Annotated in this window: 31 protein-coding genes and 1 pseudogene; 24 read left to right on the top strand and 8 right to left on the bottom strand. The window is 69.7% G+C overall.

The features are described from left to right. Nucleotides 1-3: 3 nt before the first annotated feature. The 5 genes from ACFPZ3_RS64280 (at nucleotide 4) to ACFPZ3_RS64300 (ending at nucleotide 5,242) form a co-directional block, all read left to right on the top strand. Complete coding sequence (locus tag ACFPZ3_RS64280; RefSeq protein WP_379524246.1) at nucleotides 4-513, top strand: thioredoxin domain-containing protein; 510 nt, start codon at nucleotides 4-6, stop codon at nucleotides 511-513. Further along, on the top strand, nucleotides 510-2,372 hold the full coding sequence (locus tag ACFPZ3_RS64285; RefSeq protein ID WP_379524247.1) for an ABC transporter ATP-binding protein: 1,863 nt from the start codon (nucleotides 510-512) through the stop codon (nucleotides 2,370-2,372). Before ACFPZ3_RS64280 ends, ACFPZ3_RS64285 begins: the two co-directional genes overlap by 4 nt. Further along, on the top strand, nucleotides 2,363-2,839 hold the full coding sequence (locus tag ACFPZ3_RS64290) for a S26 family signal peptidase (protein ID WP_379524248.1): 477 nt from the start codon (nucleotides 2,363-2,365) through the stop codon (nucleotides 2,837-2,839). Before ACFPZ3_RS64285 ends, ACFPZ3_RS64290 begins: the two co-directional genes overlap by 10 nt. A gap of 44 nt (nucleotides 2,840-2,883) precedes the next feature. Next, nucleotides 2,884-4,860, top strand: a complete 1,977-nt coding sequence (locus ACFPZ3_RS64295) for an AfsR/SARP family transcriptional regulator (RefSeq protein ID WP_379524249.1) — start codon at nucleotides 2,884-2,886, stop codon at nucleotides 4,858-4,860. A 187-nt stretch (nucleotides 4,861-5,047) separates the two neighbouring features. Continuing rightward, entirely contained in the window at nucleotides 5,048-5,242 is a 195-nt protein-coding gene (locus ACFPZ3_RS64300; RefSeq protein WP_379524250.1) for a hypothetical protein, read from the top strand. Here ACFPZ3_RS64300 and ACFPZ3_RS64305 read toward each other — a convergent pair. Continuing rightward, nucleotides 5,239-5,673 carry a hypothetical protein gene (locus ACFPZ3_RS64305; RefSeq protein ID WP_379524251.1) on the bottom strand — a complete coding sequence of 145 codons (435 nt, stop codon included), beginning with the start codon at nucleotides 5,671-5,673 and terminating at the stop codon, nucleotides 5,239-5,241. The genes ACFPZ3_RS64300 and ACFPZ3_RS64305 overlap by 4 nt on opposite strands. A 125-nt stretch (nucleotides 5,674-5,798) precedes the next feature. On the opposite strand from ACFPZ3_RS64305, the gene ACFPZ3_RS64310 reads away from it, so the two are divergent. The 8 genes from ACFPZ3_RS64310 (at nucleotide 5,799) to ACFPZ3_RS64345 (ending at nucleotide 9,984) form a co-directional block, all read left to right on the top strand. Continuing rightward, nucleotides 5,799-6,314, top strand: coding sequence for a MauE/DoxX family redox-associated membrane protein (locus tag ACFPZ3_RS64310; RefSeq protein WP_379524252.1), 516 nt, complete (start codon nucleotides 5,799-5,801; stop codon nucleotides 6,312-6,314). 10 nt (nucleotides 6,315-6,324) lie between these two features. Then, nucleotides 6,325-6,843: a hypothetical protein gene (locus ACFPZ3_RS64315; RefSeq protein ID WP_379524253.1), complete on the top strand. Its 519-nt coding sequence runs from the start codon at nucleotides 6,325-6,327 to the stop codon at nucleotides 6,841-6,843. Nucleotides 6,844-6,853: 10 nt separating this feature from the next. Continuing rightward, complete coding sequence (locus tag ACFPZ3_RS64320) at nucleotides 6,854-7,012, top strand: hypothetical protein (RefSeq protein ID WP_379524254.1); 159 nt, start codon at nucleotides 6,854-6,856, stop codon at nucleotides 7,010-7,012. An 18-nt stretch (nucleotides 7,013-7,030) separates the two neighbouring features. Further along, nucleotides 7,031-7,573: a hypothetical protein gene (locus tag ACFPZ3_RS64325; RefSeq protein ID WP_379524255.1), complete on the top strand. Its 543-nt coding sequence runs from the start codon at nucleotides 7,031-7,033 to the stop codon at nucleotides 7,571-7,573. A gap of 47 nt (nucleotides 7,574-7,620) precedes the next feature. Beyond that, a complete protein-coding gene (locus ACFPZ3_RS64330; protein ID WP_379524256.1) occupies nucleotides 7,621-8,139 on the top strand; it encodes a hypothetical protein in 519 nt (172 codons plus the stop codon). Then, nucleotides 8,139-8,666, top strand: coding sequence for a hypothetical protein (locus ACFPZ3_RS64335; protein WP_379524257.1), 528 nt, complete (start codon nucleotides 8,139-8,141; stop codon nucleotides 8,664-8,666). Before ACFPZ3_RS64330 ends, ACFPZ3_RS64335 begins: the two co-directional genes overlap by 1 nt. Beyond that, nucleotides 8,663-8,995, top strand: a complete 333-nt coding sequence (locus ACFPZ3_RS64340; RefSeq protein ID WP_379524258.1) for a hypothetical protein — start codon at nucleotides 8,663-8,665, stop codon at nucleotides 8,993-8,995. The genes ACFPZ3_RS64335 and ACFPZ3_RS64340 overlap by 4 nt, the downstream gene beginning before the upstream one ends. Before the next feature lie 107 nt (nucleotides 8,996-9,102). Next, the gene (locus tag ACFPZ3_RS64345; protein WP_379524259.1) at nucleotides 9,103-9,984 is read left to right on the top strand and encodes a TIGR03854 family LLM class F420-dependent oxidoreductase; all 882 of its coding nucleotides are present in this window, start codon (nucleotides 9,103-9,105) and stop codon (nucleotides 9,982-9,984) included. A 91-nt stretch (nucleotides 9,985-10,075) separates the two neighbouring features. On the opposite strand, the gene ACFPZ3_RS64350 is transcribed toward ACFPZ3_RS64345, so the two are convergent. Beyond that, a complete protein-coding gene (locus ACFPZ3_RS64350) occupies nucleotides 10,076-10,627 on the bottom strand; it encodes a hypothetical protein (RefSeq protein ID WP_379524260.1) in 552 nt (183 codons plus the stop codon). A 202-nt stretch (nucleotides 10,628-10,829) separates the two neighbouring features. Between ACFPZ3_RS64350 and ACFPZ3_RS64355 the strand changes: the two genes are divergently transcribed. After that, nucleotides 10,830-10,955: a hypothetical protein gene (locus ACFPZ3_RS64355; RefSeq protein ID WP_379524261.1), complete on the top strand. Its 126-nt coding sequence runs from the start codon at nucleotides 10,830-10,832 to the stop codon at nucleotides 10,953-10,955. A 58-nt stretch (nucleotides 10,956-11,013) separates the two neighbouring features. Here the strand turns inward: ACFPZ3_RS64355 and ACFPZ3_RS64360 are convergent, their stop codons facing one another. Further along, complete coding sequence (locus ACFPZ3_RS64360) at nucleotides 11,014-11,760, bottom strand: SDR family NAD(P)-dependent oxidoreductase (RefSeq protein ID WP_379524262.1); 747 nt, start codon at nucleotides 11,758-11,760, stop codon at nucleotides 11,014-11,016. A gap of 67 nt (nucleotides 11,761-11,827) precedes the next feature. On the opposite strand from ACFPZ3_RS64360, the gene ACFPZ3_RS64365 reads away from it, so the two are divergent. Continuing rightward, a complete protein-coding gene (locus ACFPZ3_RS64365) occupies nucleotides 11,828-12,463 on the top strand; it encodes a TetR/AcrR family transcriptional regulator (protein ID WP_379524263.1) in 636 nt (211 codons plus the stop codon). 164 nt (nucleotides 12,464-12,627) lie between these two features. On the opposite strand, the gene ACFPZ3_RS64370 is transcribed toward ACFPZ3_RS64365, so the two are convergent. Continuing rightward, on the bottom strand, nucleotides 12,628-13,299 hold the full coding sequence (locus ACFPZ3_RS64370) for a TetR/AcrR family transcriptional regulator (RefSeq protein ID WP_379524264.1): 672 nt from the start codon (nucleotides 13,297-13,299) through the stop codon (nucleotides 12,628-12,630). A gap of 298 nt (nucleotides 13,300-13,597) precedes the next feature. Between ACFPZ3_RS64370 and ACFPZ3_RS64375 the strand changes: the two genes are divergently transcribed. Both ACFPZ3_RS64375 and ACFPZ3_RS64380 read left to right on the top strand, forming a co-directional pair. Further along, nucleotides 13,598-14,821, top strand: a complete 1,224-nt coding sequence (locus ACFPZ3_RS64375; RefSeq protein WP_379524265.1) for an oxygenase MpaB family protein — start codon at nucleotides 13,598-13,600, stop codon at nucleotides 14,819-14,821. A 541-nt stretch (nucleotides 14,822-15,362) separates the two neighbouring features. Continuing rightward, a complete protein-coding gene (locus ACFPZ3_RS64380; protein ID WP_379524266.1) occupies nucleotides 15,363-16,229 on the top strand; it encodes an SCO6745 family protein in 867 nt (288 codons plus the stop codon). Nucleotides 16,230-16,307: 78 nt separating this feature from the next. Here the strand turns inward: ACFPZ3_RS64380 and ACFPZ3_RS64385 are convergent, their stop codons facing one another. Next, entirely contained in the window at nucleotides 16,308-16,763 is a 456-nt protein-coding gene (locus ACFPZ3_RS64385; RefSeq protein ID WP_379524267.1) for a transposase, read from the bottom strand. Between the two features lie 97 nt (nucleotides 16,764-16,860). Here ACFPZ3_RS64385 and ACFPZ3_RS64390 point away from each other — a divergent pair, with 97 nt between their 5' ends. Beyond that, nucleotides 16,861-17,214, top strand: a complete 354-nt coding sequence (locus ACFPZ3_RS64390; protein WP_379524320.1) for a hypothetical protein — start codon at nucleotides 16,861-16,863, stop codon at nucleotides 17,212-17,214. Here ACFPZ3_RS64390 and ACFPZ3_RS64395 read toward each other — a convergent pair. After that, nucleotides 17,191-17,349 (bottom strand): annotated as a pseudogene (locus ACFPZ3_RS64395) (ArsR/SmtB family transcription factor); the annotation flags it as partial. The gene ACFPZ3_RS64390 and the pseudogene ACFPZ3_RS64395 sit on opposite strands and share 24 nt — an antisense overlap. Before the next feature lie 218 nt (nucleotides 17,350-17,567). Here ACFPZ3_RS64395 and ACFPZ3_RS64400 point away from each other — a divergent pair. From ACFPZ3_RS64400 to ACFPZ3_RS64410, 3 genes are all read left to right on the top strand, one after another. Then, complete coding sequence (locus ACFPZ3_RS64400; RefSeq protein ID WP_379524268.1) at nucleotides 17,568-18,422, top strand: MBL fold metallo-hydrolase; 855 nt, start codon at nucleotides 17,568-17,570, stop codon at nucleotides 18,420-18,422. Between the two features lie 159 nt (nucleotides 18,423-18,581). After that, complete coding sequence (locus tag ACFPZ3_RS64405) at nucleotides 18,582-18,899, top strand: luciferase domain-containing protein (protein WP_379524269.1); 318 nt, start codon at nucleotides 18,582-18,584, stop codon at nucleotides 18,897-18,899. Then, complete coding sequence (locus ACFPZ3_RS64410) at nucleotides 18,856-19,389, top strand: enoyl-CoA hydratase/isomerase family protein (RefSeq protein WP_379524270.1); 534 nt, start codon at nucleotides 18,856-18,858, stop codon at nucleotides 19,387-19,389. Before ACFPZ3_RS64405 ends, ACFPZ3_RS64410 begins: the two co-directional genes overlap by 44 nt. A gap of 10 nt (nucleotides 19,390-19,399) precedes the next feature. Here the strand turns inward: ACFPZ3_RS64410 and ACFPZ3_RS70385 are convergent, their stop codons facing one another. Beyond that, nucleotides 19,400-20,317 carry a hypothetical protein gene (locus ACFPZ3_RS70385; RefSeq protein WP_465263610.1) on the bottom strand — a complete coding sequence of 306 codons (918 nt, stop codon included), beginning with the start codon at nucleotides 20,315-20,317 and terminating at the stop codon, nucleotides 19,400-19,402. 35 nt (nucleotides 20,318-20,352) lie between these two features. Further along, on the bottom strand, nucleotides 20,353-20,526 hold the full coding sequence (locus ACFPZ3_RS64430; protein ID WP_379524325.1) for a hypothetical protein: 174 nt from the start codon (nucleotides 20,524-20,526) through the stop codon (nucleotides 20,353-20,355). Nucleotides 20,527-20,584: 58 nt separating this feature from the next. Here ACFPZ3_RS64430 and ACFPZ3_RS64435 point away from each other — a divergent pair, with 58 nt between their 5' ends. The 3 genes from ACFPZ3_RS64435 to ACFPZ3_RS64445 all read left to right on the top strand — a co-directional run bounded on the left by ACFPZ3_RS64435 (nucleotide 20,585) and on the right by ACFPZ3_RS64445 (nucleotide 24,029). After that, nucleotides 20,585-21,538: a DUF5829 family protein gene (locus ACFPZ3_RS64435; RefSeq protein ID WP_379524273.1), complete on the top strand. Its 954-nt coding sequence runs from the start codon at nucleotides 20,585-20,587 to the stop codon at nucleotides 21,536-21,538. Between the two features lie 398 nt (nucleotides 21,539-21,936). Then, the gene (locus tag ACFPZ3_RS64440) at nucleotides 21,937-22,623 is read left to right on the top strand and encodes a M23 family metallopeptidase (RefSeq protein ID WP_379524274.1); all 687 of its coding nucleotides are present in this window, start codon (nucleotides 21,937-21,939) and stop codon (nucleotides 22,621-22,623) included. A 17-nt stretch (nucleotides 22,624-22,640) separates the two neighbouring features. Further along, complete coding sequence (locus ACFPZ3_RS64445; RefSeq protein ID WP_379524275.1) at nucleotides 22,641-24,029, top strand: N-acetylmuramoyl-L-alanine amidase; 1,389 nt, start codon at nucleotides 22,641-22,643, stop codon at nucleotides 24,027-24,029. Nucleotides 24,030-24,078 lie beyond the last annotated feature (49 nt).

The following is a 24,078-nucleotide window of genomic DNA, read 5'->3' on the forward strand; positions in this document are numbered from 1 at the left end:
CCGATGCCCTTCCTGATCGCCGCCGTCGTCCTGGTCGGCGTGCTGTGCCTGTTCGACCTGCTGCTGACGTTCGCGGTGCTGCGCCGGTTGCGCGAGCACGCCGCGGAGCTGGAGCGCCTGGCCGGTGAGCCGCGGACGCTGCCCTACGACCCGTCGTTCCTGATCGGCCGCACGCTGCCCGGCACGGCCGCGAACACCGAGCCCCGCCCGCGGCTGGTGGCGTTCTTCGACGCCGGCTGCGACACCTGCCACGAGCACGCGCCGGTGTTCGCGGCGGCGGCCCGGCCTGGCACGTCCCTGGCGTTCATCACCGGCGCCGGCCCGCAGCTACGCAGCCTGGTGGACGCCGTCGGCGGCGCGGCCACGGTGGTCTCGGGCGAGGACGCGGACGCCATCGTGGCCGAGCTCGGCATCCAGGCGTTCCCCATGTTCCTGCGGCTCGACGCGGACGGCAGGATCACCCAGGCGGACATGGACCTGGAACGCCTGGCCGAGACGGCCGCGACGGTATGAGCGCGGCGACCGCCGGGGACCTGCCGCGCCGGCCGCTGCGGCACGCCGCCACGGTGGCGCTGCTGGCCTGGCGGGCAGCGCCGGGGCCGGCGGCGTGCCAGCTGGCGGTCACGCTGGTCACCGGCCTGCTGCCGGCCGGCACCGTGTGGGGGACGAAGCTCCTCGTCGACGGGCTCACCGCCGCGGACGCGGGCCAGGCCTTCCGCGCGGCCGGCCTGCTCGCCCTGCTCGGGCTGGTGGCAGGGGTCGTGCCGCACGTCACGGCGTACCTGCGGGCGGAGCTCGACCGGCGGCTGGACCGGCGGCTGCAGGACCGGCTCTACGCCTCCGTCACCGGTTTCCAGGGCCTGTCGCGTTTCGAGAGCCCGGCGTTCCTCGACCGGCTGCGCATGGCGGCGGAGGCGACCGGCGGCGCTCTCACGCCGTTGACCTCCGGCCTGTTCGACGCAGTACGCAACGTGATCGCGCTGGTCAGCCTGCTGGTCAGCCTGCTGGTGCTGAGCCCGGCCATGGCGGGGCTCGTGACGGCGGCGGCCGTGCCCGCCCTGATCGCGCGGATGGCCATGGTCAGGCGGCGCATCGGGACGCTGGCGGGGCTGTCGGCCACGGCGCGGCGGCAGATCCTGTACTCCTCGCTGATCACCGACGTGAAGGCGGCCAAAGAGGTCCGGATGTTCGGGCTCGGCGGCTTCCTCAAGTCCAGGGTGCTCGGCGCGCTCGCGGCGGCCCAGGAGGGTGAGCGGCGGCTCGACCGGCGGGAGGCGCTCACCCAGTCGCTGCTCGCCCTGCTGTCCGCGGCGGTCTCCGGCGCGGGCCTGCTGTGGGTGGTGCCCGCCGCGCTGGACGGACGGCTGAGCCTGGGTGACGTGACGGCGTTCGCCGCCGCCGTGGCCGGGACGCAGGCCGCGCTCGTCGGGCTGGTCGAGACCGTGGCCGGCGCGCATCACGCGCTGCTGCTGTTCGGGTACCACGACGAGGTCACGTCGCTGCCGGACGACCTGCCCCCGCCGTCCCGCCGTCCCGTCGAGCTACCCGCGCTGCGGTGCGGGATCGAGCTGCTCGACGTGTGGTTCCGCTACGACGAGTCCCATCCGTGGGTGCTGCGCGGCGTCACCCTGACCATCCCGTACGGCGCCGCGGTGGCGCTGGTGGGCCTCAACGGCGCCGGCAAGAGCACCCTGATCAAGCTGCTGTGCCGCTTCTACGACCCCTCTCGTGGCTCGATCCGCTGGGACGGCGTGGACCTGCGCGAGGTGCCGCCCGCCGAGCTGCGCCGCAGGATGGGCGTGCTGTTCCAGGACTACATGTGCTACGACCTCACCGCCGCCGAGAACATCGCCATGGGCGAGATCGAGGCGCTGCACGACCGGCCCCGCATCGAGGGCGCGGCCCGGCTGGCTGGCGTGCACGACGTCGTGCGGGCACTGCCGCGCGGCTACGACACGATGCTGAGCCGCATCTTCTTCCACGAAGAGGCGGAGGCGGACGAGGCCGGGGTGGTGCTCTCCGGCGGGCAGTGGCAGCGGCTGGCGCTGGCCCGCGCCCTGCTCCGCGAGGGCCGTGACCTGCTCGTCCTCGACGAGCCGAGCGCCGGCCTGGACGCCCGCGCCGAGCACGAGATCCACACCCGCCTGGCCCGGCACCGCGCCGGCCGCACGAGCCTGCTCGTGTCCCACCGGCTCGGCGCGGTACGGGCGGCGGACCTGATCGTCGTCCTGCGCGACGGGGAGATCGCCGAGCGGGGCACGCACGACGAGCTGATGACCGCCGGCGGCGGCTACGCCGAGCTGTTCGACCTGCAGGCCAGGGACTACCTGGCCGGGGCCGCCGTCACCGAGGTTCACGAGGGATGCCGATGAACGCGGCCGGATGGGTGCTGTGCGGTGCGTCCGCGGCGGGGCTCGCGCTGGTCGCGGTCCTGTGGGCACGCCGCGCCTACGTGGTGGTCACCGTGGAGGGCTCCAGCATGGCGCCGGCGCTGGCGGACGGCGACCGGGTCCTGGTGCGGCGGCGGCGGGCCGAGCAGGTGCGCCGGGGCGACGTCGTCGTGCTCGAACCGCCGCTGGACCCGTCCGGCCCGTACCAGGCGGGGCCGCCCGCGGCGGACGGGAGCCGCTGGAACATCAAACGCGCCACCGCCCTGCCCGGCGACCCGCTGCCGCCGGGGGTGCCCGCGCCCGGCGGGGTGGACCGGGTACCGGCCGGGACGGTGGTCGTCCTCGGCGACAACCCCCTCGACAGCATCGACTCCCGCCACCGTGGCCTCTTCCCCGCCGGCCGAATCCTCGGGGTGGCACTACGCAGGCTGAACGGCCCGCCCAGGTAGACGCACCGGACAAGGCGACATCAGGCCGGGACGGAAGCAGACACGTGAGGTTCCAGCTGCTCGGGCCCCTCCAAGTCCAGCCGACGGGGACGCCCGTCCAGATCTCGGCGCGCAAGCAGCGCACCGTCATCGCCATGCTGCTCGCGCACGCCGGACGCGCCGTGCCGATCCGTTCGCTGGTCACGGAGGTCTGGGACGGATGCCCGCCGCGCTCGGCAGTGCCGAACCTGCACACGTACGTCATGCAGCTGCGCCACATCCTGTCGGCCGCCGATCCCCCGGCGGGCAGCCGGCTGATGACCTCCGACGGCGGGTACCTGCTGCTCGTCGAGCCGCCCGAACTGGACCTGTTCCTGTTCGAGGAGCAGCTCGCACGGGCCAGGAAGGCATTGTCCGGCAAGGACCTCGGGGCGGCGGAGGCGGCGTACGCGCACGCCCTCGGGATGTGGCGCGGCACCCCCGCCCAGGACGTCCCCCTCGGCCCGGCCCTGCGCAACGTGGTCGCCGACCTGACCGACCGCTACCTGAGCGCGGTAGAGGAACACATCGACGTCCAGCTGGCACTCGGCGCGCACCGGGCGGCCGCCGTACGGCTCCGCGCCCTGACCGGGCGGTACCCACTGCGCGAACACCTCCATGCCCAGCTCATGCTGGCGCTCTACCGCTGCGGCGACGTGCAGGGAGCCCTGGAAGCGTTCTCGGCGGCCCGCCAGGCCCTGGCAGAGGAGCTGGGCCTGGACCCGGGCGCCGAACTCCGCCGCCTCCACCGGGCGATCCTGAGCCATGACGCGGCCCCGGACCCCGCGGACGTTCTCGCGGGCGTCTCGGTCATCAACCTCCGCGGCGCCCACCCAACCCAACGCCCCCGCCTTTTGCCCCCGATCCCACCGGCCTTCGTCGATCGCCCCCAGGTACTCATGCTCGCGACAACCGCCCTGGGCGCACCGCTCCCGGCGGACCCGCGGAGGGGACAGACGCCCAGCGCGACCCACCCCCAGGCCGCTCAGACGGTCGCGCCGCACGACCCGGATGGCGCGCCGGCCGGCTCTGCAGGCGAGGGCGGCGTGGGTGGGGTTCGGGTGGTGGCGTTGCACGGGGGCGCGGGGAACGGGAAGTCGGCGTTGGCGCTGCGGGTGGCGCAGCGGGTGGCCGGGCGGTATGCCGATGGCGTGCTCTACGCCGATCTGCGGGGATCGAGTGCCGGAGTACCGCCCGCGCGGCCGGTCGAGGTGCTCGGGGATTTCCTGCGCGCGTTAGGCGTGCCGGGTCGTGAGGTGCCGGTGACGGAGGCTGAGGCGGCGGCCCTGTACCGGTCGATGCTGGCCGGTCGCGGGGTCCTGGTGGTGCTCGACAACGCGACCGGTGCCGCGCAGGTGGCGCCGCTGATCCCGGCGGGCGACGGGTGTGCCGCGCTGGTCACCTGCCGGGGAATGCCGGCGACCCTGGACGCGGTGCCGATCGCGGTGGGCCTGCTGGAGGAGGTGGAGGCCGTACGGCTGCTGGCGTCGCTGGCGGGCGAGCACCGGGTGGCCGCCGAGCCCGGGGCGGCGGCGGATGTGACCCGTTCGTGCGGCTACCTCCCGCTGGCGGTGCGCGCGGCGGGCACTCAGCTGGCCGGACGCCCGGACCTGTCCCTGGAGACCTTCGCCGCACTGTTACGGGACCGGGGCAGCCGCCTGGAGCTGTTGCCGGGTGTCTGTTCCAGTTTCAGTGCTGGTTACGATCAGCTGTCCGAGCGGTCGGACGCGGCCCGGGCCTTCCGGTTGCTGGGCGCGCTGGACCTGCCCGAGGTCGACGTGGCGGTGACGGCGGCGCTACTGGGGGTGCCGCCGGGGGCGGCGGAGGGCGCGCTCGACGTGCTGGTCGAGCTCCGCCTGCTGGAGCCCGCTCCCGGTGGCCGGCTGCGCATGCATGACCTGGTCAGGCTGGTGGCGGCAGAGCTGTGCGCCACCCGCGACACCCCCGAGGAGCGATCCCGGGCCCTACGACGGGCCCGGCCGGCGACCCTGCGGCACGGATAGCGGCGGCCATGCCATGGCGCGGTTGACGCTGATACCGCGGCGCGCCGATCACGGCCACACTGAAGCGCGCCCAGCCCCAACCACGCCGTACGACCACTCGCGACCGCGCTGTAGCGCGGGTATACGGATGGCTGTATGCGGTGCCGATAACTTTCAGGTACACCCCCCTCTGAAGGAGACAATCGCCATGACAGGCGTCCTGGAACGGCTCGGCGATCGCGTGCTAGGCAGGCTCGTACCCAAGGCCACCGCGAGCGCCGACACCTCCTACTACGTCACGTGCTCCTGCAAGAACATGGTGCGCAAGCGCAAGCTGTGCCACGTCGTCGGCGGCACGTCCGGTTGCACCGGCTGCATCTACGTCGACGTCTGGGTCTGCTAGCGCAGGCTGTAGGCGAAGCAGCCCGCGGCGCGGCCGATGCCGACCGTGATGCGCACATGCCCGTCGGGCGGCAGCAGGATCTGGCCAGGGTAGATCTTGTCCTTGGACGGCGAGCCGTCGTCGTCGAGCACGGTGGAGGTCGCGGAGGCGTCGCGCACGTAGTAGGCGACGGTCCCCGACTCGACGTGCTCGACCCGGATCAGCGCCTCGGCCCGCCCCTTGTCGGGATCCTGCGCCACCCACAGTTTGGCCACGCCGCCGCGCTGCTCGCGCAGAACCGTGCCGAACGGCCCGGCCCGTACGCCGCCCGCCGCGGCGCCCTGGTCCCCGGCGCGGTCCGCGTCCACGCAGGGCACCCCGTCGCCGGACGGGGTCGGGGGCGGCGAGACGGACGTCGTCCAGCCCACGATGCTCGGCGGCGGCTCCCGCACCGCGGCCTGTTTCTGGGCGGGCGGCCCGGCGGAACAAGCGCCTAACAGCAACACTAACGCCGAGAACGGAAGAAATGTCGACCTTCTCATTTGTCAAAGTATTACCAGCGTCCACGATAATGTCCATGGATGCCGCCGATTTTGCGGGAATAGGTTGCGGGCTACTCGCCGCGCTTTTCCTGGCGAGCGGCGTGCCGAAAATCAGGCGGCCGTTCGGGCTGGCGCTGGCGCTGATACGTTTCGGCGTCGTCAAGCGGGTGCGGCCCGGCCTGGGCCGGCTGCTCGGCGTCGTGGAGGTGGCGGCGGGCGTGGCCGTGGCGGTCAGCCCGGCCCTGTTCCCCGCCGCCTTGGTCGCCCTCGCGCTGCTGGTGGCGTTCACCGCGGTGGTCGTGCGGTCGGTGCTGGCGGGGCAGAGCGTGGAGTGCGCCTGCTTCGGCACGGGCGAGACGACCTCGTGGGCGACGGTGGCGCGCAACCTCGTCCTGATCGGCGTCGCGGCGTTCATCGCCGCCGTGCCGGCGGTCCCGAGCATGGAGCAGCGAATTTCGGGATTGCTCATCGGCGGGGCGATCACGTGTGGATATCTGCTGATTTCCACGCTGGCCGTGCTCAAGCCTTTCAGCGTCCGGATCGACGGGTGAATGGAACGTCATGGGATACACCGCGTTGTTCGTCGTGTGCGCCGTCTGGCTCATTCTGCTTTCGCTCGGCCTTTTGGTCGTACGCCGTGAATTGTCGATTCTGCAGGACCGCGTCGCGGTGAGCGGAGCCGCGCCGGCCGACGGGATCGCCGTCGGAGCGGTCGCGCCGCCCTTCCCCGGGCTGCGCGACAACGACGTGGTCATGTTCTTCTTCGGCGACTGCGAGCCCTGCCACGAGGTGGCGACGGAGGTCGCGCGCTCGTCCGACCCGGCCGGGTTCGCCTGCGTGGTCAGCGACGGCACCATGCCGGGCTCGGCGGAGGGTTTCCGGCGGATCCTGCACGAGGACTCGCGCGCGCTCATCGGCGCGGAGGCCGGCGCCGTCCGGGAGCGGTACAAAGTGCACTCGGGCCCCTTCGGCGTGGCGGTGTCGGGCGGCCTGGTGGTGGCCAAGGGCGTGCTGCGGTACGCCGAGGACATCGAGCAGCTCTACCACGCCGCCTACGGCCCGGCTCCGGTCGGCAGGTGAGGAGACACCGATGCCCGACCTCCTGACCAGCCCGCGGACCAGGCCGGCACTGGCGCTCCCGCCGGCCGTGCTGGGCCTGCTCGCGGGCCACTTCCTGGGGCTGCCGCCCTGGGCCCTGCTGGTCGCGGCCGCGCTCGTCGTGGGGATCGCGCAACAGGCCCTCCCTTGAGGCCCCAACGTGATCATCATGATCACGCGCGCCCGCGTGTCCGGGTGCTTCGGTTCCTCGGTGGTGGCCGGTGCCGTCCTCGTGCTGTCGGCGATGACGGGCGCTGCGCTCGCCGGGGCTTTCGCCGGTCTCCTCGGTGCGGTCGTGGAGCCCTCGCTGCGGGCGTTGCTCGCGGTGGCCGCGGTGACGGTCTCCGTCGTCGGCGCGGCGTTCAAGCCGGTCCCCTGGCAGCTGGACCGGGAGACCGACACGCGGTGGCTGGGTTACAACGACTGGCGCACCGCCGCGTACAACGGGTTCGCGCTCGGGCTCGGCTTCACCACGCGCATCGGTTTCTGGCTCTGGTACGTGGTGCCGCTGGCCGCCTTCGCCACGGCCGACCCGCTGCTCGGAGCGGCCGGCTACGTCGTCTTCGCGCTGACGCGGGTGGGCCTGTCCGCGCTGCTCACGTCGATGGACGTGTACATCACGGGCGGCATCGCGCGCGCCCGCATGGTCACCGATCCGCTGGCCGTCGCCGCGCTCTGCGCGCTCTACCCCGTGCTCACGCCCCTGCTGTAACCCCAGAAAAGCCCCCCGTAGTAACCCCCCAAAGAAAGGAAGCAGTAATGAAGGAGGAATCGACCCGACGCGGGCTGTTCGCCGGCATCCTCCGGGATCCGGTCGGCACCACGCCGCTGCCCCCGTCCGACGCCCCCATCGGGGTCCTGGTCGGCGGTGCCGGCCGGGACGTGACGGTGCGCCGTTACGGCGCCTCGGCCGGCGTCGCCGCGGCCGCCCCTGTCGCGGCGAAGGCGGAGGAACTGCCCTACGGCTGGACGCTGCGGCCCGGCGACCTCGTCGTCATCGACGAGTCCGTTCCGGGATCGCCCGTGGCGGTCACCCTGCACCGCAACGTGCACGGCACCGTGGCGGAGGTGTCCAAGGACCGCATCACGGTCAGCGGGCAGGTCTGCCTGTTCGACCCGCGCACGCTGCACTACGAGGGCATGGAGGGCGAGCCGTCCGCCATGCCGCTGGCCCAGCCGCTGAAGCCGGGCGACAGCGTCGTCCTGGAATGCATCGACAACCGCGTGGACGGCACCCTGACCGTGCACTTCATGCGTCGGCTCAGTCAGGCCGCCTGATGGAACAGGTTCTGGCCGTGGTGCTGGTCGCGGCCTGCGTCGTGCTCACGGTGGCCTTCCTGGCCTGCCTGCGGGGAATCGCCGAGCTCCGGCTGCGCCTTACGGGGCGCGGCATGGATCCCAGCGCCCAGCTGATCATTGGCAGGAAGCTCCCCGAGAGCCTGGTCGGGCTGATCCCCGACGCGACGCAGGACACGCTGGTGCTGTTCATGTCCAGCACCTGCGGCACGTGTCACGGCCTCGCGGCAAGTATGGGCGAGTTCGACGGCCGGCAGGCGGTGGCGATCGTCGCCGGCGACTCCGCCTCGGACCTGCTCACGACGCTCCCGCCGCACGTCGCGGCCTTCGACGGCGAGCTGGCCAAGGCCGTGGACGCCGACCTGCCGATGGCGATGTTTCCCACCGTGCTCCTGCAGCGCGACGGGTTCCTGGTCGCCTTCGCCAGCGGCAGCGACGCTGACAGCGCCGCGGATCTCGAAGTGCTGTGGGAACAGAGATTGGACGTACCAGAGGGGATGAGCGCATGATCGTCGAGCACGTGAAGAAGACGCGGCTGACGAGGAACAAGTTCCTCGCCGTCGCCGGGGCGACCATCGTCGGGGTCGCCAGCAACGCCTGGTTCCCGGGACGGGCCGAGGCGGCGCCGGACGGCTGCTACGGCTACCCGAGCTGCAGCTGCTGCTCGGCCACGACGTGCTGCGCGAGCGGCTGCGCCAAGCGGTACAGCTGCGGTGGCAAGCAGTGCTGGACGACGTGCGCCTACCTGGGCAGCTCGCTGTACCGCTTCGACTGCTGCGACTTCACCAAGAGCGGCGCCGGGTGCATCTGCCGGGTGAATCACCGGACCTGCACCTGACCCTGGGCGCGGTGCGGTGGGCGTCCCCACCGCCCACCGCACCGATCGCCTCCCCGCCAAGAACCTCCGCCGAAGACTCGCGATGAAACCGGGCCGATAATGGGCCGATGAAGGTACGGATCGGGATAGCGCCGCCACCTGGAGACACCCCTGACCGCCTCGCCGGGCTCGCGGAGCGGGCAGAGGCTCTCGGGATCGACTCCCTGTGGCTGTCGGAGATCGTCCACGGGCGGTCCGTCGAGCCCATCGTCGGCATGGCCTACACGCTGGCCGCCACCCGCAGGCTGAAGGTCGGCACAGGAGTGGCGATCCTGCCGGGCCGCCACCCGGTGCGGGTGGCCAAGCAACTCACCTCGCTGGCCGCGCTCGCCCCCAAGCGCGTGCTGCCGGCCTTCGGGCTGACGCCGGCCAGGCCCGCCGAACGAGAGGCATTCCCCGTTCCCGGGCCACGCGGCGCGGTGTTCGACGAGTCGCTCGAACTGCTCAGGCTGCTCCTGCGGCAGGAAAAGGTGACCTTCCACGGCGACTTCTTCACGGTGGAGAACGCCGGGGTCGGCCCGCTGCCGGCCAAGCCGCTCGACATCTGGGTCGGCGGCAGCGGGGAGCGCGCCCTGCACCGCGCCGGCCGGCTCGCCGACGGCTGGCTGGCCAGCTTCCTCACCCCTGACCAGGCCGCCGCCGGCCGTACCGCGATCGCGGCGCACGCGGCGGAGGCGGGCCGCGAGATCGAGGCCGACCACTACGGCACCAGCCTCGCGGTGGCCGCCACCGAGATCCCCGCCACCACGATCGACGCCATCGCCAGGCGCAACCCCGGCGCCGACCCCGCCGAGATCGTCCCGGTCGGCTGGGCCGCCGCCCGCGACCTGATCGGGCGCTTCGTCGAGGCCGGGATCACCAAGTTCGTCGTACGGCCCGCCACGCCCGTGTCCTCGACCGAGCGCTGGCTCGACGAGTTCGCCGACCACCTCATGCCGCTGCAGAACTGAGCACGACCCCGGGCCAGGTGGCTGGTGCGTTTCCGTTCCATGAGCTTTGACACGTACGTGCGCGAGCTGGGCTGGGCACCCGCATCCTGCCCTACCGAGAGGGCCTGTGACGGCGGCGCCAGTACGCGACCGTCAGGACCGCCAGCAGCGGCCCCCACAGCAGCAGCGGCGCGTAGGCCGCGACGGCCAGCACGCCCTTCCAGTCGTCGAAGTTCAAGGGGAAGTACGAGGGAAGCGCGCGGCCGTGGACGTCGTGGCCGCGCAGGATATTGACGGTTACGAACGTCCACGTCCACGTGAGCACGGCGGCCCCGAGCGCGGCGGGGACGACGGCGGCCAGCGGCGGGACCCTGCGGCCGCCCAGCCCCGGGATCCAGCTGGGGAACACCTCGCCCCAGCCTGCGATCAGGCCGAAGGCGGTGAACGCCGCCGCTTCGGAGAAGATCGACAGCAGCACCACGTACAGCTCGCCCGGCATCCCCAGCGTCGGTTCAGGGCCGATGGGCGACGGGGTGATGATCGGCAGGTGGAAGGTCATCGCCCCGATCCGCCACAGGCTGGCGGGCAGCACGGCGAGTGTGATCGTCCAAGCGGCGATCCTGGCCCAGCGGGGTACGCCGGGCACGGACATGTGGATGGTCATGTACGGACGATCGCAGCCGCACCGGCTACGGTCATCACCCAGACGAGGGAGCTGCCTCCCAACGCGGGAGGAACCAACGCGTTCAAAGCCAAACGCCCATGTTCGCCCGGCTTCCGTCCCCTCCTCTCCTTCCCAGGGGCATCCACATCCCACAGGGCCTCAGCCACGACGGACCGCACGGGCGACGGGGCATGTGGGTCTGATGCTGGGCACGGAGATGTCGCGGCCGACCCGGGCCGGACGCGATCGGCACCAGCTGATCGAGCTGTGCTCGCTGCCAGGAACGCTGCTGGCCGACATCGACCTGATCATGCGCTGGCGATCATGAGGGGCCGTCCGTGGCCGGCCGCTATCCGTGGCCGCCCGCCGTCGGCTGCGCGGCCGCGCTATGCGCCGTATCCGCCGTCGATCCTCAGCACTGCGCCGGTGACGTAGGAGGCCTGCGGGCTGGCGAGGAAGACGACGCCTGCGGCGATCTCCTCCGGCCTGCCGTACCGCCCCATCGCCGTTGTCGGAAGGAACATGGGTGCGGCCGGGCCGTCGGCGGGGTTCATCTCGGTGTCGACGAACCCGGACTGGATGACGTTGACCGTGACGCCCCGGTGGGCCAGATCGCGGGCGGCGCCCCGGCTGTAGCCCTCAAGGGCCGACTTGGTGCCCGCGTAGTCGGTCATCCCGGGGAAGCCCACCCGCGTTCCCACGCCCGAGCTGATGCTGACGATCCGCCCGCCGTCGGGCAGTAGCGGGAACGCCGCCCGGATCGCGGCCACCACACTGGTGTAGTTGATGGCGAGCTGGCGCTCGAAGGCGGACGCGTCGGCGAGCTCGCTGTCGATCGGGGCAGCGACGGTGACGCCCGCGTTGTTGACCAGAATGTCCAGCTTTCCGAACTGCTGGACCACGCTGTGGATCAGGCCCGCCGCCTGCGTCGCGTCCGACTGGTCTGCCTGGAAGGCCGCCGCGCGAACCCCCTTTGCCTCCAGGTCGGCGACCACGGCCTTGGCCTGATCCGCCGAGGACGAGTAGCTGATCGCGACGTCGGCTCCCTCGTCAGCCAGCGCCAGCGCCGACGCCGCCCCGATCCCCCGCGACCCACCGGTCACGATCGCCACCTTGTTGTCCAGCTTTCCCATGTGCTTCCCACTTCCCTAGGTGCAACGTGCCACGGAGTTCTTGACCGCGCGGTCCACCATAAGCATGGTGGACCGCGCGGTCAAGAATCCGTATTCTGTTCGCATGGCACGTCCGCGAACGTTCGACGAGAAGCAGGTGCTGAACGCCGTCCGTGATCAGTTCTGGGACGCCGGTTACGCCGCGACCTCGATGGAAGACCTGATGCGGGTCAGCGGCCTGGGCAAAGGCAGCCTGTATGCAGCGTTCGGCGACAAGCGTCAGCTTTTCCTCCGAGCGCTGCGCAGCTACACCGACGACAGCCATGGCTATCTTCGGGAAGCCCTCGCCGAGGCTCCACGGGCCCTGGACGCACTACGCATGCTCCTCGAGGCACCGATCGACGATCCGACCGGCACCGGCACGCGGCGTGGCTGCCTGATGGCCAACAGCACCTGCGAACTCGGTAACGCCGATCCGGAAGTCCTCAGCCACGCCCACCGCACCTACGAGACGTCCACCGCGCTGATCGGTGACTGCGTCGTCCGCGCCCAACGCGAGGGCGACCTGCCGGCCGGAGCGGATCCGATCGCGCTCGCGCGGGCACTTCTGGCCGCGCAACAAGGGCTCGTGTTCATGAGCCGGACCGGGCTGGACACGGCCACACTGACCGCCACAGCACGGTCGCTCGCGGCTCAACTCCTGCCGGACCACTCCGGCGACTGAACCGACGGGCGCGAACCGTGATGATGGCGACCGTCGCCGCGAACGCAATCGGCATCATTGGCCTCACCAATGTCCACGGCCCCTGGGGGTACGTGAGTCCACTGGTGATGAGTCGTCATGCTCCTCGCGGGGGGCTGGGCCTGGGAGTCGAAGAAGACCTGACATCAGACGGGTGGTTCCAGCATGGGCACGAGGAACCGCCGTGCCGCCGCGGCCAGTTGCGCGTCGTCATCCAGGTCGATGATGGCGCTGGGGATCGCCAGGAAGGAGGCGGAGATCCGCACCATCATTTCGGCCACGAGGTCGACGTCCAGGCTGTCCGTCACGTTACCCGCGCGTTGCTCGCGGCGGAGCTGGCCGGCGACGAACTGCCGCACGGTGGCGAGGGTCTGGCCCCCGTCAGCCATCATGGAGGGTATGAGCAGGTCCGGTTCTGTGGCGATGAGTCCGCCGATCAGTGGGTTGCCGCGAATTGCCCGCAATGAGGTTACGAAGCCCAGAACCACCCTGTCGGCAGCGGTGTCGGCTTGTTCGATGTCGATGAGGAATTGGTCGAAGTAGCGGCGAAACTCCCGGCGCACCACGTGTTCAACCATTGTGTCCTTGGTGTCGAACCGCCGGTACACCGTGATCCGCGACACCTTCGCCAGTCGGGCGACGTCCTCCATGGTGGAGCGCCTGATACCCATCCGGCAGAACTGCTCGTACGCCGCGTCAAGGATGCGCGTTCGTAGCTCGTCGATGTCGTCCACGCCTTCGACGGCATCGACGTAGGCGCGCTCCAGTAACGACTCCGAGCCCAACGGTGCCATGAATCCGGACAGCACGGACTCCACGTTCACCTCCTGGATGGATTCTGCCTCAAAGCGGTCTTGTGATGCCTGTCACACTGTGCTCTGATGATACACAGAACCATGGTCTGTTTCTAAGTACCACCCACTTTCTCAGCCTCGTGCGAGAAGGAAGAAAAACGGCATGGGAGAACTCAGCAGGCGCGACGCGTCGAAGGCGGGCGCGGGTCCGGCCATGGCGCCGGCACGTGCTTTCAGCTCGCAGGATCCCCAGCGAGCCGACCAAGATTTCGCAACCAACCACATGCCCTCAGCGGGACTCCCACCTCGAAGGAGTACAGACATGGCAGAGTTGAGCAGGCGCGACATACTGATCTCGGGCACCACACTGGGAGCGCTCGGCGCCTTAGGCATGGCCTCTCCGGCCCAGGCGGACTCCCTCTCCGACGGCTGGACCTGGCCGGCCAGCGGTTCGGTCGCGGGCTCCGGCAGCGGCGCCGACCCCCGATGGGTGTGGGACGACGTGGCCGATCCGCTCCTCGCCTCACTGTTCGACCGCGGTCTCATACCCGAGGTCAACCGGCTGCTGTACGACTGGAACCGCAACGACCAGCCGCTGCCCGCGGGACTGCCGGAAGACCTGCGGGCCTTCATCGAGCAGGCACGTCAGCTCCCGTCGTGGGTCCACCCCGCCACGTTGGACGCAGGGGCCCGGTTCCATGTGCTCAAGGGAAACTACATCGTCGTCCTCACCATCGTCGGCGCCGGCATGCTGGCCACCGCCATCCCCAAGGAGGCCCGCGCGGTCTACTACTCCGCAGGCGGTGCGGATCTTAAAGACCGGGTCGCCAAGACGAACATCCTGGCGTACGCGGTCAGACCTCAGAACGCCTGGGCGGCCGGCGGCACGGCCGTGGTCGAGGCCGTGAAGACCCGACTGGTGCACGCCGCGGTGCGGCACCTGCTGAAGTCGTCTCCCCACTGGTCCGGCCCCATCCCGATCAGCCAGGAGGACATGCTCGTCACGTGGCACACCCTGGCGACCTACTCCATGCGCGGGATGCGCGAATGGAAAGTGCGCATCTCCTCCGCCGAGGCCGCGGGGTACCTGCACTCGTTGCAGGTGATGGGGCACATGCTCGGCATCAGGGACGAATTCCTGCCCGCCACCTGGGATTCGTCCTACGCCCAGTCAGACATAGTTCTGCCCAGGAACATGGGGCCGACCTCGGAGGGGGTGGAACTGAACGCCATCCTGCGAGGCATGCTCGCGGAGATGACCAGCCCCGGCAGCATCGACAAGCCTCTCGTCAACGCGTTCTCCAGGTACCTCACCGGCAACCAGGTGGCCGACTGGAACGGCATCCCACGCCAGCCGCTGTCCGACCCGCTGGTCAAGGCTGCCTGGCCGCTGCTGGTGCAGTTCCGGGAGGGTCTGATCGGTCTGCCGTTGGTGCCCGCCACCGCCTGGCTCCTCGACGAAATGATCAAGAAGTGGACCACGTACTACCTCACCAAGGGGGCGCAAACCAAGATCGTGATTCCGACCGGCAACCGGCCCAGCTGATCGCGGTCCGGGGTACCGCTCGCATTGATGGGCAGGCGATCCCGATAGACAACGGTCGAAGGGATCCGAACCCTCGGAATCACTGACGCGCACCCGCGATTCGGCAGGGTCATGCACGACCCGGACCCGCGGCGAGATCCAGACGGTCTATCAAATCGACCCGTGCCGTGCCAATACTCGCGTATTGGCTCCCACCTGGATGCAAGAGATCGCTAAGCCGCCCGCCGATATCAACCGCGAGACAGCCTTGGTCCGGCTCATTCCCCGAGCCGGCTGGGCCGGCGTCTTCCCGGTGACGCCGGCCACACTGTTGCGGTGGCATCGGCTGCCGGTCGCCAGAAAATGGACCTACCCCCAACGGCGCCCGGACATCGCACCGCAGCCCGCCCGGAACGTGACCGACCTGCGTTCCGTTCGCCGAAAACCCGTCGCCACAGGCACGATCAACGCACGCCGCCTAATCACAGCTCAGGGCACGGAACGCAATATTCGAGCGGGTACAAGGTAGACGAGATACCTACCGGTCGGTATCTTCGCCAGCATGACACTGGGACGCCTCGCTTGGCAGACGCTGGAGCCGGTGCACGGCATGATCTACTTTTTCCCCGAGGCGAATGCCGCTTACAAACAGCTCGGACTGACCGGGCGGATGGGATACTTCGCATCCCGGGCGGCCGCACTCGGCCCGATTCCCGCGGAAGCGGTGATCGCCACCTTCTACAACTTCAATCCGCAGGTGGTACGTCAGGCGATACCGGCCGCATGGCACATCGCTTCCCCCACCGACATCCTGGACGCCCGGCTGAATGCAGTCGATACGACACTGCGCCGCGTGCTCGGCGACGTGGTTGATTCGCCGGAGATGTCCCATGCCGCCGCGCTGGCCCGGGAGGCGGCCCAAGCGATCTCAGGCGAGCTGAGCGGGCGGCCTCTGTATGCCGCGCACACCGCGCTGCCCTGGCCTGCCGCTCCTCACCTGATCCTCTGGCATGCCCAGACCTTGCTGCGCGAGTTTCGTGGTGATGGCCATCTGGCCGCCCTGTTGGCTGCCAAGCTCAGTGGGGTCGAAGCCCTCGTCTTCCACGCCGCCACGGGTGCCGTCCCGGCCGAGACGCTCCGGGTCACACGCGGCTGGACGGAGACCGACTGGGCGGCCGCTGTGGGCAGGCTGGAGGAGCGTGGCTGGCTCCACAACGGTTCGTTGACCGCGCAGGGCCGCAGGGAGCGTGAGGCAATCGAAGAGGCGACCGACCGGATGGCCATGGCCCCGTACGCCGCGCTCGGCGACGATCGCTGTCAGGAACTGTGCTTCTTGGTGCGCCCCTGGAGCAAACAAGTGGTTGCCGAGCTGATGCCATGGGCTGCGGCCCGCAACTCCGAGCATGTCAGAACACCACGAACGGGCTGATCATCATCTCTCTGAGCCCAGGGCCGTCACCCCCAGGACGTCGCCGTGGGACTCTTCGCCCTGCTGCCCCTCTTCTCGTCACCGGATCTCCGCCAGCCGATGTGGTTCACAGAGCAAATGGCCTCGTGTGGGGTCAGGTCCTGGCGGCACCGCGATCTGATGAAACGACGTCACGCCCGCATCTGCCGACCGAAGCGACGTGGGCGCCCACCCACGGTCCGCTCCATCCGCACCCTCGTCCTGCGTATGGTTCGGGAGAACCCCGACTGGGGCTACCGGCGAGTCCTCTTCCAGCACATCGTCCGAGGGTACGTGCCCGCCCGACGCGGCCTTACCCACCGTGGCCGCGCCGACCCCGCGTTGTCCGCCTTCACCCCGGGCCTGCGCGGCACGCACCCACACTCGCAGCGTCTCCCGGCTCACACCCAGATCCCTCGCGATCGACGTGATCGTCCGATCCGGCCTCGACAACACCAACGCCACCACGTCGGCCTCGAACTCGGGCAGGTAGTTCTTCATCACCATCAGGAACATCTCTTTCCCCTGGATCTCAAGATCCAGTCTTCGAGGTGTCCTCGTTCAAGGAGGAATGCCCATCTCCCTGTCGGGCGACGGCACGTTCTCCATGCTGATGGGCGACCTGCTCACGCTGCCGCAATACGACCTGCCGGTGAAGATCGTGCTGTTCGACAACTCCTCGCGGGCAACTGGCCGGCTTCGCCACCACCACCACCAGCGAACTCGTGCTCAGCGGCGGCGTGGGCCGCATGATCCAACTCGCCCGCTCCAACCTGCGCAACATCTCACGCCCGTGATCCTCGACAGCCAGGATCATCTAAGTGTGAACGCAGCACTAAGGCGCGCCGGCGGGACGGGCCGCGAGGGCGCCAAGTATGCCGGTGAGCTCGACCATCGCGTCGGGGTGCACGGAGTAGCAGATCTGGTTGCCGCGGCGGCGCGTGGTGACCAGGTCAGCCTCGCGTAGCACCTTGAGGTGCTGACTGATGGTGGGCTGCTTCAGCCCGAACACATCACTGAAGTCACACGCGCAGGTCTCAGGCTGGGCCGCCAAACGTCGCACGATGCCCAGTCGCACCGGATGGCCCAGTGCCCGAAACATCTCAGCCCACCGCACCTCTGGGTTCTCCACGTTGACACCTTATTCGCCATCTCCCTATATTGCGAAATGACTAAATTGGCATCTAGCTATACTCGCGACCAATGTCACTGCCCCGGCGGACCGGCCTTGGCCTCGTTCCGAGGCCGGCGCCAGGCAGGCTCCCGCAGCGGCAGCTGTGAGCACTGTCGAGTGGCGAGCTTCATCGAAGGAGAGCCCTGGTGTCGTCTTCGAAGCCGATCGCATCCGTTACCGGTACGCAGCTTCCGATCTGCCGTACCTGTGGTGTGCAGTACGGAGAACCGCGCGCGGATTGCCCGATTTGCCTGGACGAGCGGCAGTATGTCAACTGGGAAGGCCAGCAGTGGACCACACTGGCCGAGTTGCGCGCCGGCGGGCATCGCGGACGGGTCGATGAGGAGGGCCCCGGTGTGCTCGGGGTCGGTGCGGTGCCGTCGGTGGCCGTCGGCCAGCGTGCGCTGTTGATCCGGTCACCGTCCGGCAACGTGCTGTGGGATTGCGTGGGCTACCTCGATGACGATCTTGCCGCAGAGGTCGGGAAACTGGGCGGGATCAGCGCCATCGCCGTCAGCCATCCGCACTTCTACGGTGTGATGACCGAGTGGGGCCGGGCTTTCGACGCTCCGGTATATGTCCACGCCGCGGACCGTGACTGGGTCGGGCGACCCGATCCGCTGATCGAGTACTGGACGGGCGATACCCACCAGATCACGCCTGGCATGACGCTGATCAACGCGGGCACGCACTTCGCCGGCGGTACCGTGCTGCACTGGAGCGATGATCCCGAGGGACGCGGTGCGCTGTTCAGCGGCGACATCTTCATGGTGGTGATGGATCGGCGGTGGGTCAGCTTCATGTACAGCATTCCCAACTTCATCCCGGAGCGACCACGCACCATCCGCCGCGCCCTCGCGTTGATCGAACCATTCACCTTCGAACGTATCTACGGAGCGTTCTGGGGACGCGTGGTCACCGCCGACGGCGCGGCCGCGGTGCGTCGTTCCGCGAAACGGTACCTGCGCTTTGCCCTGGACGACGACTCATACACAGGGTGAATACGGACCGTGCCCAACGCCGGATTCCGTTCCATCGCACACGAGCTGATCAGATGTTGCGGCGACGTCATGGTCGGCTAACGGTTGGAGAACAGCAGGTTACCCCCGGTACACAGGCCCGGCAGCATGGTGGGTGTGACTCAGCCCGGAGGGGATCGCGTGAGCGTCGGACCCCTCCCCAGTCAGGTCGTCCGGCAGTTGCGGTCCTGGCCCGCTCTGACGTTCCAGCCGACGGCAGCGGGGGCGGTTTTCACCTGCGGTGAGCACGAGATCGTGCGGCTTACCGGCCCCAGCACCGCGTGTCTGCATCTGACCACGCCGGTGATCGACCGGCTGCGGGCCGCCCTGTGCGCGTGCACGCACCTGAAGACCGACGAGGAACACGGATGGGTGGCCATCCCGATGCAGGCCTCTGTCGATCTCGATCTGGTCCTTGCCCTGGTCAGCGTCGCGATCAAGGCGAACGATCACCCTTAGGCAGTTCCTTCTCGCCTGTGACATGCGCTTCGCTTCCCGGGAGAACGCCATCCTGGGTCAGCCCGAAGTGGGAATCGGCACGCCCCCCGGCGCGGGTGCCATCCAGCACCTCACCCGTCTGCTGGGCCGGGGCCGAGCACTCGAAGCCGTGCTGACGTCGTCGGACTTCGACGCCGACCTCGCCGAACGCTACGGATGGATCAACCGTGCGGTCCCTGACGCCGAACTGGACGAGTTCGTCGCAGGCATCGCCGCGCGCGTGAGCCGCTTCCCCCGCGATGCGCTGATCGCGGCCAAGTCGGCCATCAATGCCATCAGCCTGCCGACTCCTGCCGAAGTACGCGCGGACGCCGCGCTGTTCCAGCAACTCGTCCGCGGCGAGGGAGTGCGGCAGCGCACGTCTGAGCTGTTCCAGCAGGGCTTCCAGACCCGTGGCGCCACCGAACTCGACCTCGGACAGGCCCTGGGCGACTTGAAGGCCGTCGACTGACGACGCCTTCTCACCGCGACGACCTCCTCAGCGCATACGGCGGGACGAGCGGATCGGTGCGTCTCGGAGTTCTTTGCGCGAGCTGATGCCGAGTTTGCCGAAGACCTTGCGCAGGTGCCATTCGACGGTGCGAGCGCTGAGGTACAGCTCGGCGCCGATCTCCGCGTTGGTGCGGCCGTCTTTCGCCATGCGGGCGATGTGCTCCTCCTGCGGGGTGAGCTCGTCGACGGTGTCGGCGGTGCGCTTGCGCACCTTCTCGCCGGTCGCCAGTAGTTCGTGTCTGGCCCGTTCGGCGAAGCCGTCGGCCGCCCATCCCGGCGAACTCCTCGAATGCCTGCTTCAGCTGGCGGCGCGCGTCCAGGCGGCGGCGTTCGCGGCGCAGCCACTCGCCGTACACCAGCCGGGTCCGGGCCAGCTCGAACCTCAGCCGGGTCCGGCCGAGCCGGTCGACGGCCTCGGCGTAGGACCGGTCGGCCTCGTCTCCGGCGCTGACGAGGGCTCGTGAGCGGGCTTGCAGGCCGGTCGCCCACTCCTGGTCCGAGCCCGTGGTGTACGCCCCGAGACGCACGAGGGCCGTCTCCGCGATCGTGGTCGCGCCGCTGCGCATCGCGGCTTCGACCAGGTCGGGCAGCGCCTGCGCGGTGAACGGGCCGAGGTCGCCGGTCCCGGCCCGTCCGGCCGCGGCCGTCGCCTCGGCGTAGTGCCCGAGGCCAAGGTGGAGCAGCGCGGTGGCCCGGTCGGTGAAGTACAGGCCGAGCCCTTCCCCGCGCGCGGTGGCCTCTACGGCCGCTTCCGCGAGCAGCGGCAGCGCCTCGGCGGCATGCCCCTGGTAGGCGAGCAGGAACAAGTCTCCGTAGGACACCCTGCGCGTACCGGTGACCTCTTTGATCGTCGACTCCTCCATGGCCAGCTTCCGGGCCTGCTCCATGTCTCCGCGCCACAGCGCGATGACCCGGCGGACGTTCAGCGCATTGGCCAGCGGCGCGATTCGCCGTAGATCAGCTCAGCCGACCAGGAACCGGTCGGGCTGTACGGCATGGCCGGTGCGGTGCCGTGACCTGGGTTTTCGCTGAGCAGAAGAGCTGGATCGGCGCACTCCGCCGGGTGGCGCGGGTTCATACAGCCGGCGAACGTCATGCTATTCGGCGTCAGGAGAAGTCAGAATCTCCAGTGAGACCCACCTATGATCACGGTCATGCTGATCAATCGGACCTTACGTATGATCACCGTCCTCGCCGCGACCTTCACCGTCGCGCTGTCCGGGACGGTCGCAGCCAGCGCGAGCGCGGCGCCGGCCGGGGAATCGAAGCCGAAGACCAACCGGCAACTGCTGTACTTCAACCACGCCTACAGCGTGGTGGACAAGGAGACGGCGGACGCGGTCGAGAATTCCGAATACCTGCGGAACTTCGCCAACTTCGAGGTCCGCACCACGACCGGTGGAGGGCTGACCTGGAAGGGCCGCTACCTGAAGGGTCGCGAGACCTATCTGGAGCTGTTCAGCGAGGGCGACCTGCCCGGCCAGGACGCCGAGTTCGGCTCCGCGGGGCTCGGGGTCTCGGCCGAGATCGCCGGTGACCTCGGTACGGTGACCCAGCGTCTCAAGGACTCCGGGATCGCCGAGCCGTTCCCGTACCGCCAGACCCGGGACTTCGGCGACGGCGTCAAGGTGCCGTGGTTCGACACCATCCGCACCACCGGCGAGCAGTACGACGCCTTCGACCCGTGGGGGATGGAGTACCTGCCGGAGTACTTCGCCGACCCGCGCGGCCAGACCGAGCCCGAGAGCTTCCCCGGCGACGTCGGCCGTGAGCGTTACCTGCCCGACGACTATGCCGACCACCTGATGCGCGACGTCACCTACATCCGCATCGGCGTCCCCGCCCGTGACCTCGCCAACACGCTGCCACTGCTGCGCGCCGGCGGCTTCGAGATCAAGTCGCTGTCCAACGGCGGCGCCATCGCGGAGGGAGGCGGCACCCGCATCGTGCTGGACTCCGTCGACCGTCAGCGCGCCGGGCTGAAGCAGGTCCAGTTGTCGCTCAACCGGTCGCTGCCGGTCATGACGGAGAAGCGGATCGGCCGCTCCACCCTCTCCGTCGGTCCTGGCGCGCGTGCCGTGTGGAGTTTCGACCCGCGCCCCGCATAAGTCCTGACACGCGACAAAGCCTGAGACCCCTGCGCCCCACGCCCGATCCGCTGACCCCGCCGGGCCCCTGCAGGCGAGGCGGCTCCGACGGGCGCGGGGCGAAAGGCCGCCGCGTCGAGGTGTGGCGGCGGCAGGCGCAGCACCTCTCATGCTCGATTCCTGGGCGATCAGCGTGCCCCTGTGAGCCTCGGTGATGGCCCGGGCGATGGTAAGGCCCAGCCCGGCACCGCCGTGCTGGCGACACGGGCACTGCCGGTCCTGCTGAAGGGCGGCCCGAGAACATGAAAGGTCTCAGCACCTCTTCGGGGAGCTGACCGCCTTTTGTATCGGTTCTGGACGTTTCTTGTGCGCCGACTGAAGACTCTGGTCTCAATGATCCCCCCAGAAAGAATCGCCACATGAGGCTCAGCGGTGTCACCATCGTTGGCGTTGCCCTGCTGTTCAGCCTGGGTACAGCGTCGGCGGCGGCGGCCGACCCGACTCCGGCGCCTTCTCCGTTACCGACGGTGACGGAGAACGCGCAGGTTCTGGCGGCCCCCAGCTTCCAGTTACCCTTCCCGTGCGAACAGGCCTGGACGGGCAACTCCAGCGGGAGCAGCGCGCACAAGTCGTATGAGATCGACTTCAACCGCGGCAGCACCGCCGAGGCCGACAAGGGCGACACCGTCGTCGCCGCGGCCGCCGGCACCGTGGCCATCTCTGCGCAGCAGGGGTCGACCAACGGCTTCGGCAACCTTGTGAAGATCGACCACGGTGGCGGATACGCCACCTACTACGCCCGCTTGAACAGCCGCACTGTGAGCGCCGGGCAGCCCGTGCGGCAGGGCCAGAAGATCGGCACGGTCGGCAACACCAGCAAACCCGGCAACAACTGCGTCGCCACGCTGAAGGCCGGCTCCATCGGCACCGCCTCGGCCGTCTCGGCGTACCTGGAGGTCGCCGGCAGCACCAGGAAAACCGACTCCGGCAACTTCGCCTACTACGCGGGACCGGTCGTCGCAGCGGCGCCCGGCAAGTGCGTCAAATGGGGCGGCAAGGCCGGCTCCGACACCTACAACAGTCCCTCCGAGCATTGCGGGTCATGATGATGAAGAAGATTCTGATGGCAGGCCTGCTCGTGCTGGGCGGCCAGCAGATCGCCCTGGCGGGCCCCGTACAGGCTGCCGCCGATCCCCTGTCCGCCGCGTTCGACAAGGCCGCCACCACGTACGAGGTGCCGCGTGACCTGCTGGTCGCGCTCGCCTACGCCGAGACGCACCTCGACGACCACGGCGGCAAGCCCAGCGCCAGCGGCGGCTACGGCGTGATGCACCTGGTCAGCAACCCCTCCACACACACCCTGGAGGACGCGGCCAAGCTGACCGCCAAGACCGCGGCGAAGCTGAAGAGCGACGACGCGGCCAACGTGCTCGGCGGCGCCGCGGTGCTGCGCGCCAAGGCCGACACGGCCGGCGTGAGCGCGGCCGAGCGCAAGGACCCCGCCAAGTGGTACGAGGCGGTCGCGATGTACGGCGGGGCCTCCGACGAGGGCACCGCCAGGGTCTACGCCGACGCCGTGTACGACGTGCTGGCCAACGGCGTCAGCGCCGCGGGCGTGAAGGCGGCCGCAAAGGTCGTGGTGCCGGACCGCGGCAAGTACGACGAGGACCCGCGCACGCTCGCGGCGACCGTCGACTACGCCGGCGCCCGCTGGGTCGCGGCCAGTTCGTCGAACTACGCCGTGTCGAACCGGCCCACCGACGAGAAGATCGACCGGATCATCATCCACGTGACGCAGGGCTCGTACGCGGGCACGATCTCGTGGTTCCAGAACCCGGCGGCCCAGGTGTCGGCCCACTACGTGGTGCGCTCGTCCGACGGCCAGATCACCCAGATGGTGCGGGAGAAAGACCGGGCCTTCCACGCGGGCAACAGCAGCTACAACCACCGCTCCGTCGGCATCGAGCACGAGGGCTACGTCAGCGACGCCTCGTGGTTCACCGACCAGATGTATCGCGCCTCCGCCGCGCTGACCCGCGACATCGCCGACCGGTACGGCATCCCGAAGGACCGCAGCCACATCATCGGCCACAACCAGGTACCCGATTCGGACCACACCGACCCCGGATCGAACTGGGACTGGTCCAAGTACATGACCTATGTGGGCGGCAGCAACGACGGCGGCACCAACCCGTACACCGCCGAGCAGGTCTGCGGCTCCGGCTACGAGGTGATCGACTCGCAGGCCCTGGGCACCGCGGGCACGGTCTTCCTGCTCTACAACAGCGCGAACGGCAACAACTGCGTCGCCACGCTGAAGAAGACGTCGCTCGGCACCGCCTCGGCGACCAGCGCCTTCCTTGAGGTGGCGGGCAAGGCCCGGATCACCGACTCGGGCAACTTCACGTACTACGCGGGCCCCGTCAGAGCGGCCGCGGCGGACAAGTGCGTGAAGTGGGGCGGCAAGGTCGGCACGTCGGTCTACGAGAGCCCCTCGGAGCACTGCGGCTGACCCTCCTCCGCGGTTCCACGGCCCCCGGCGTCGTCCCCACCGACGCCGG

It is taken from the genome of Nonomuraea insulae, from assembly GCF_042656245.1.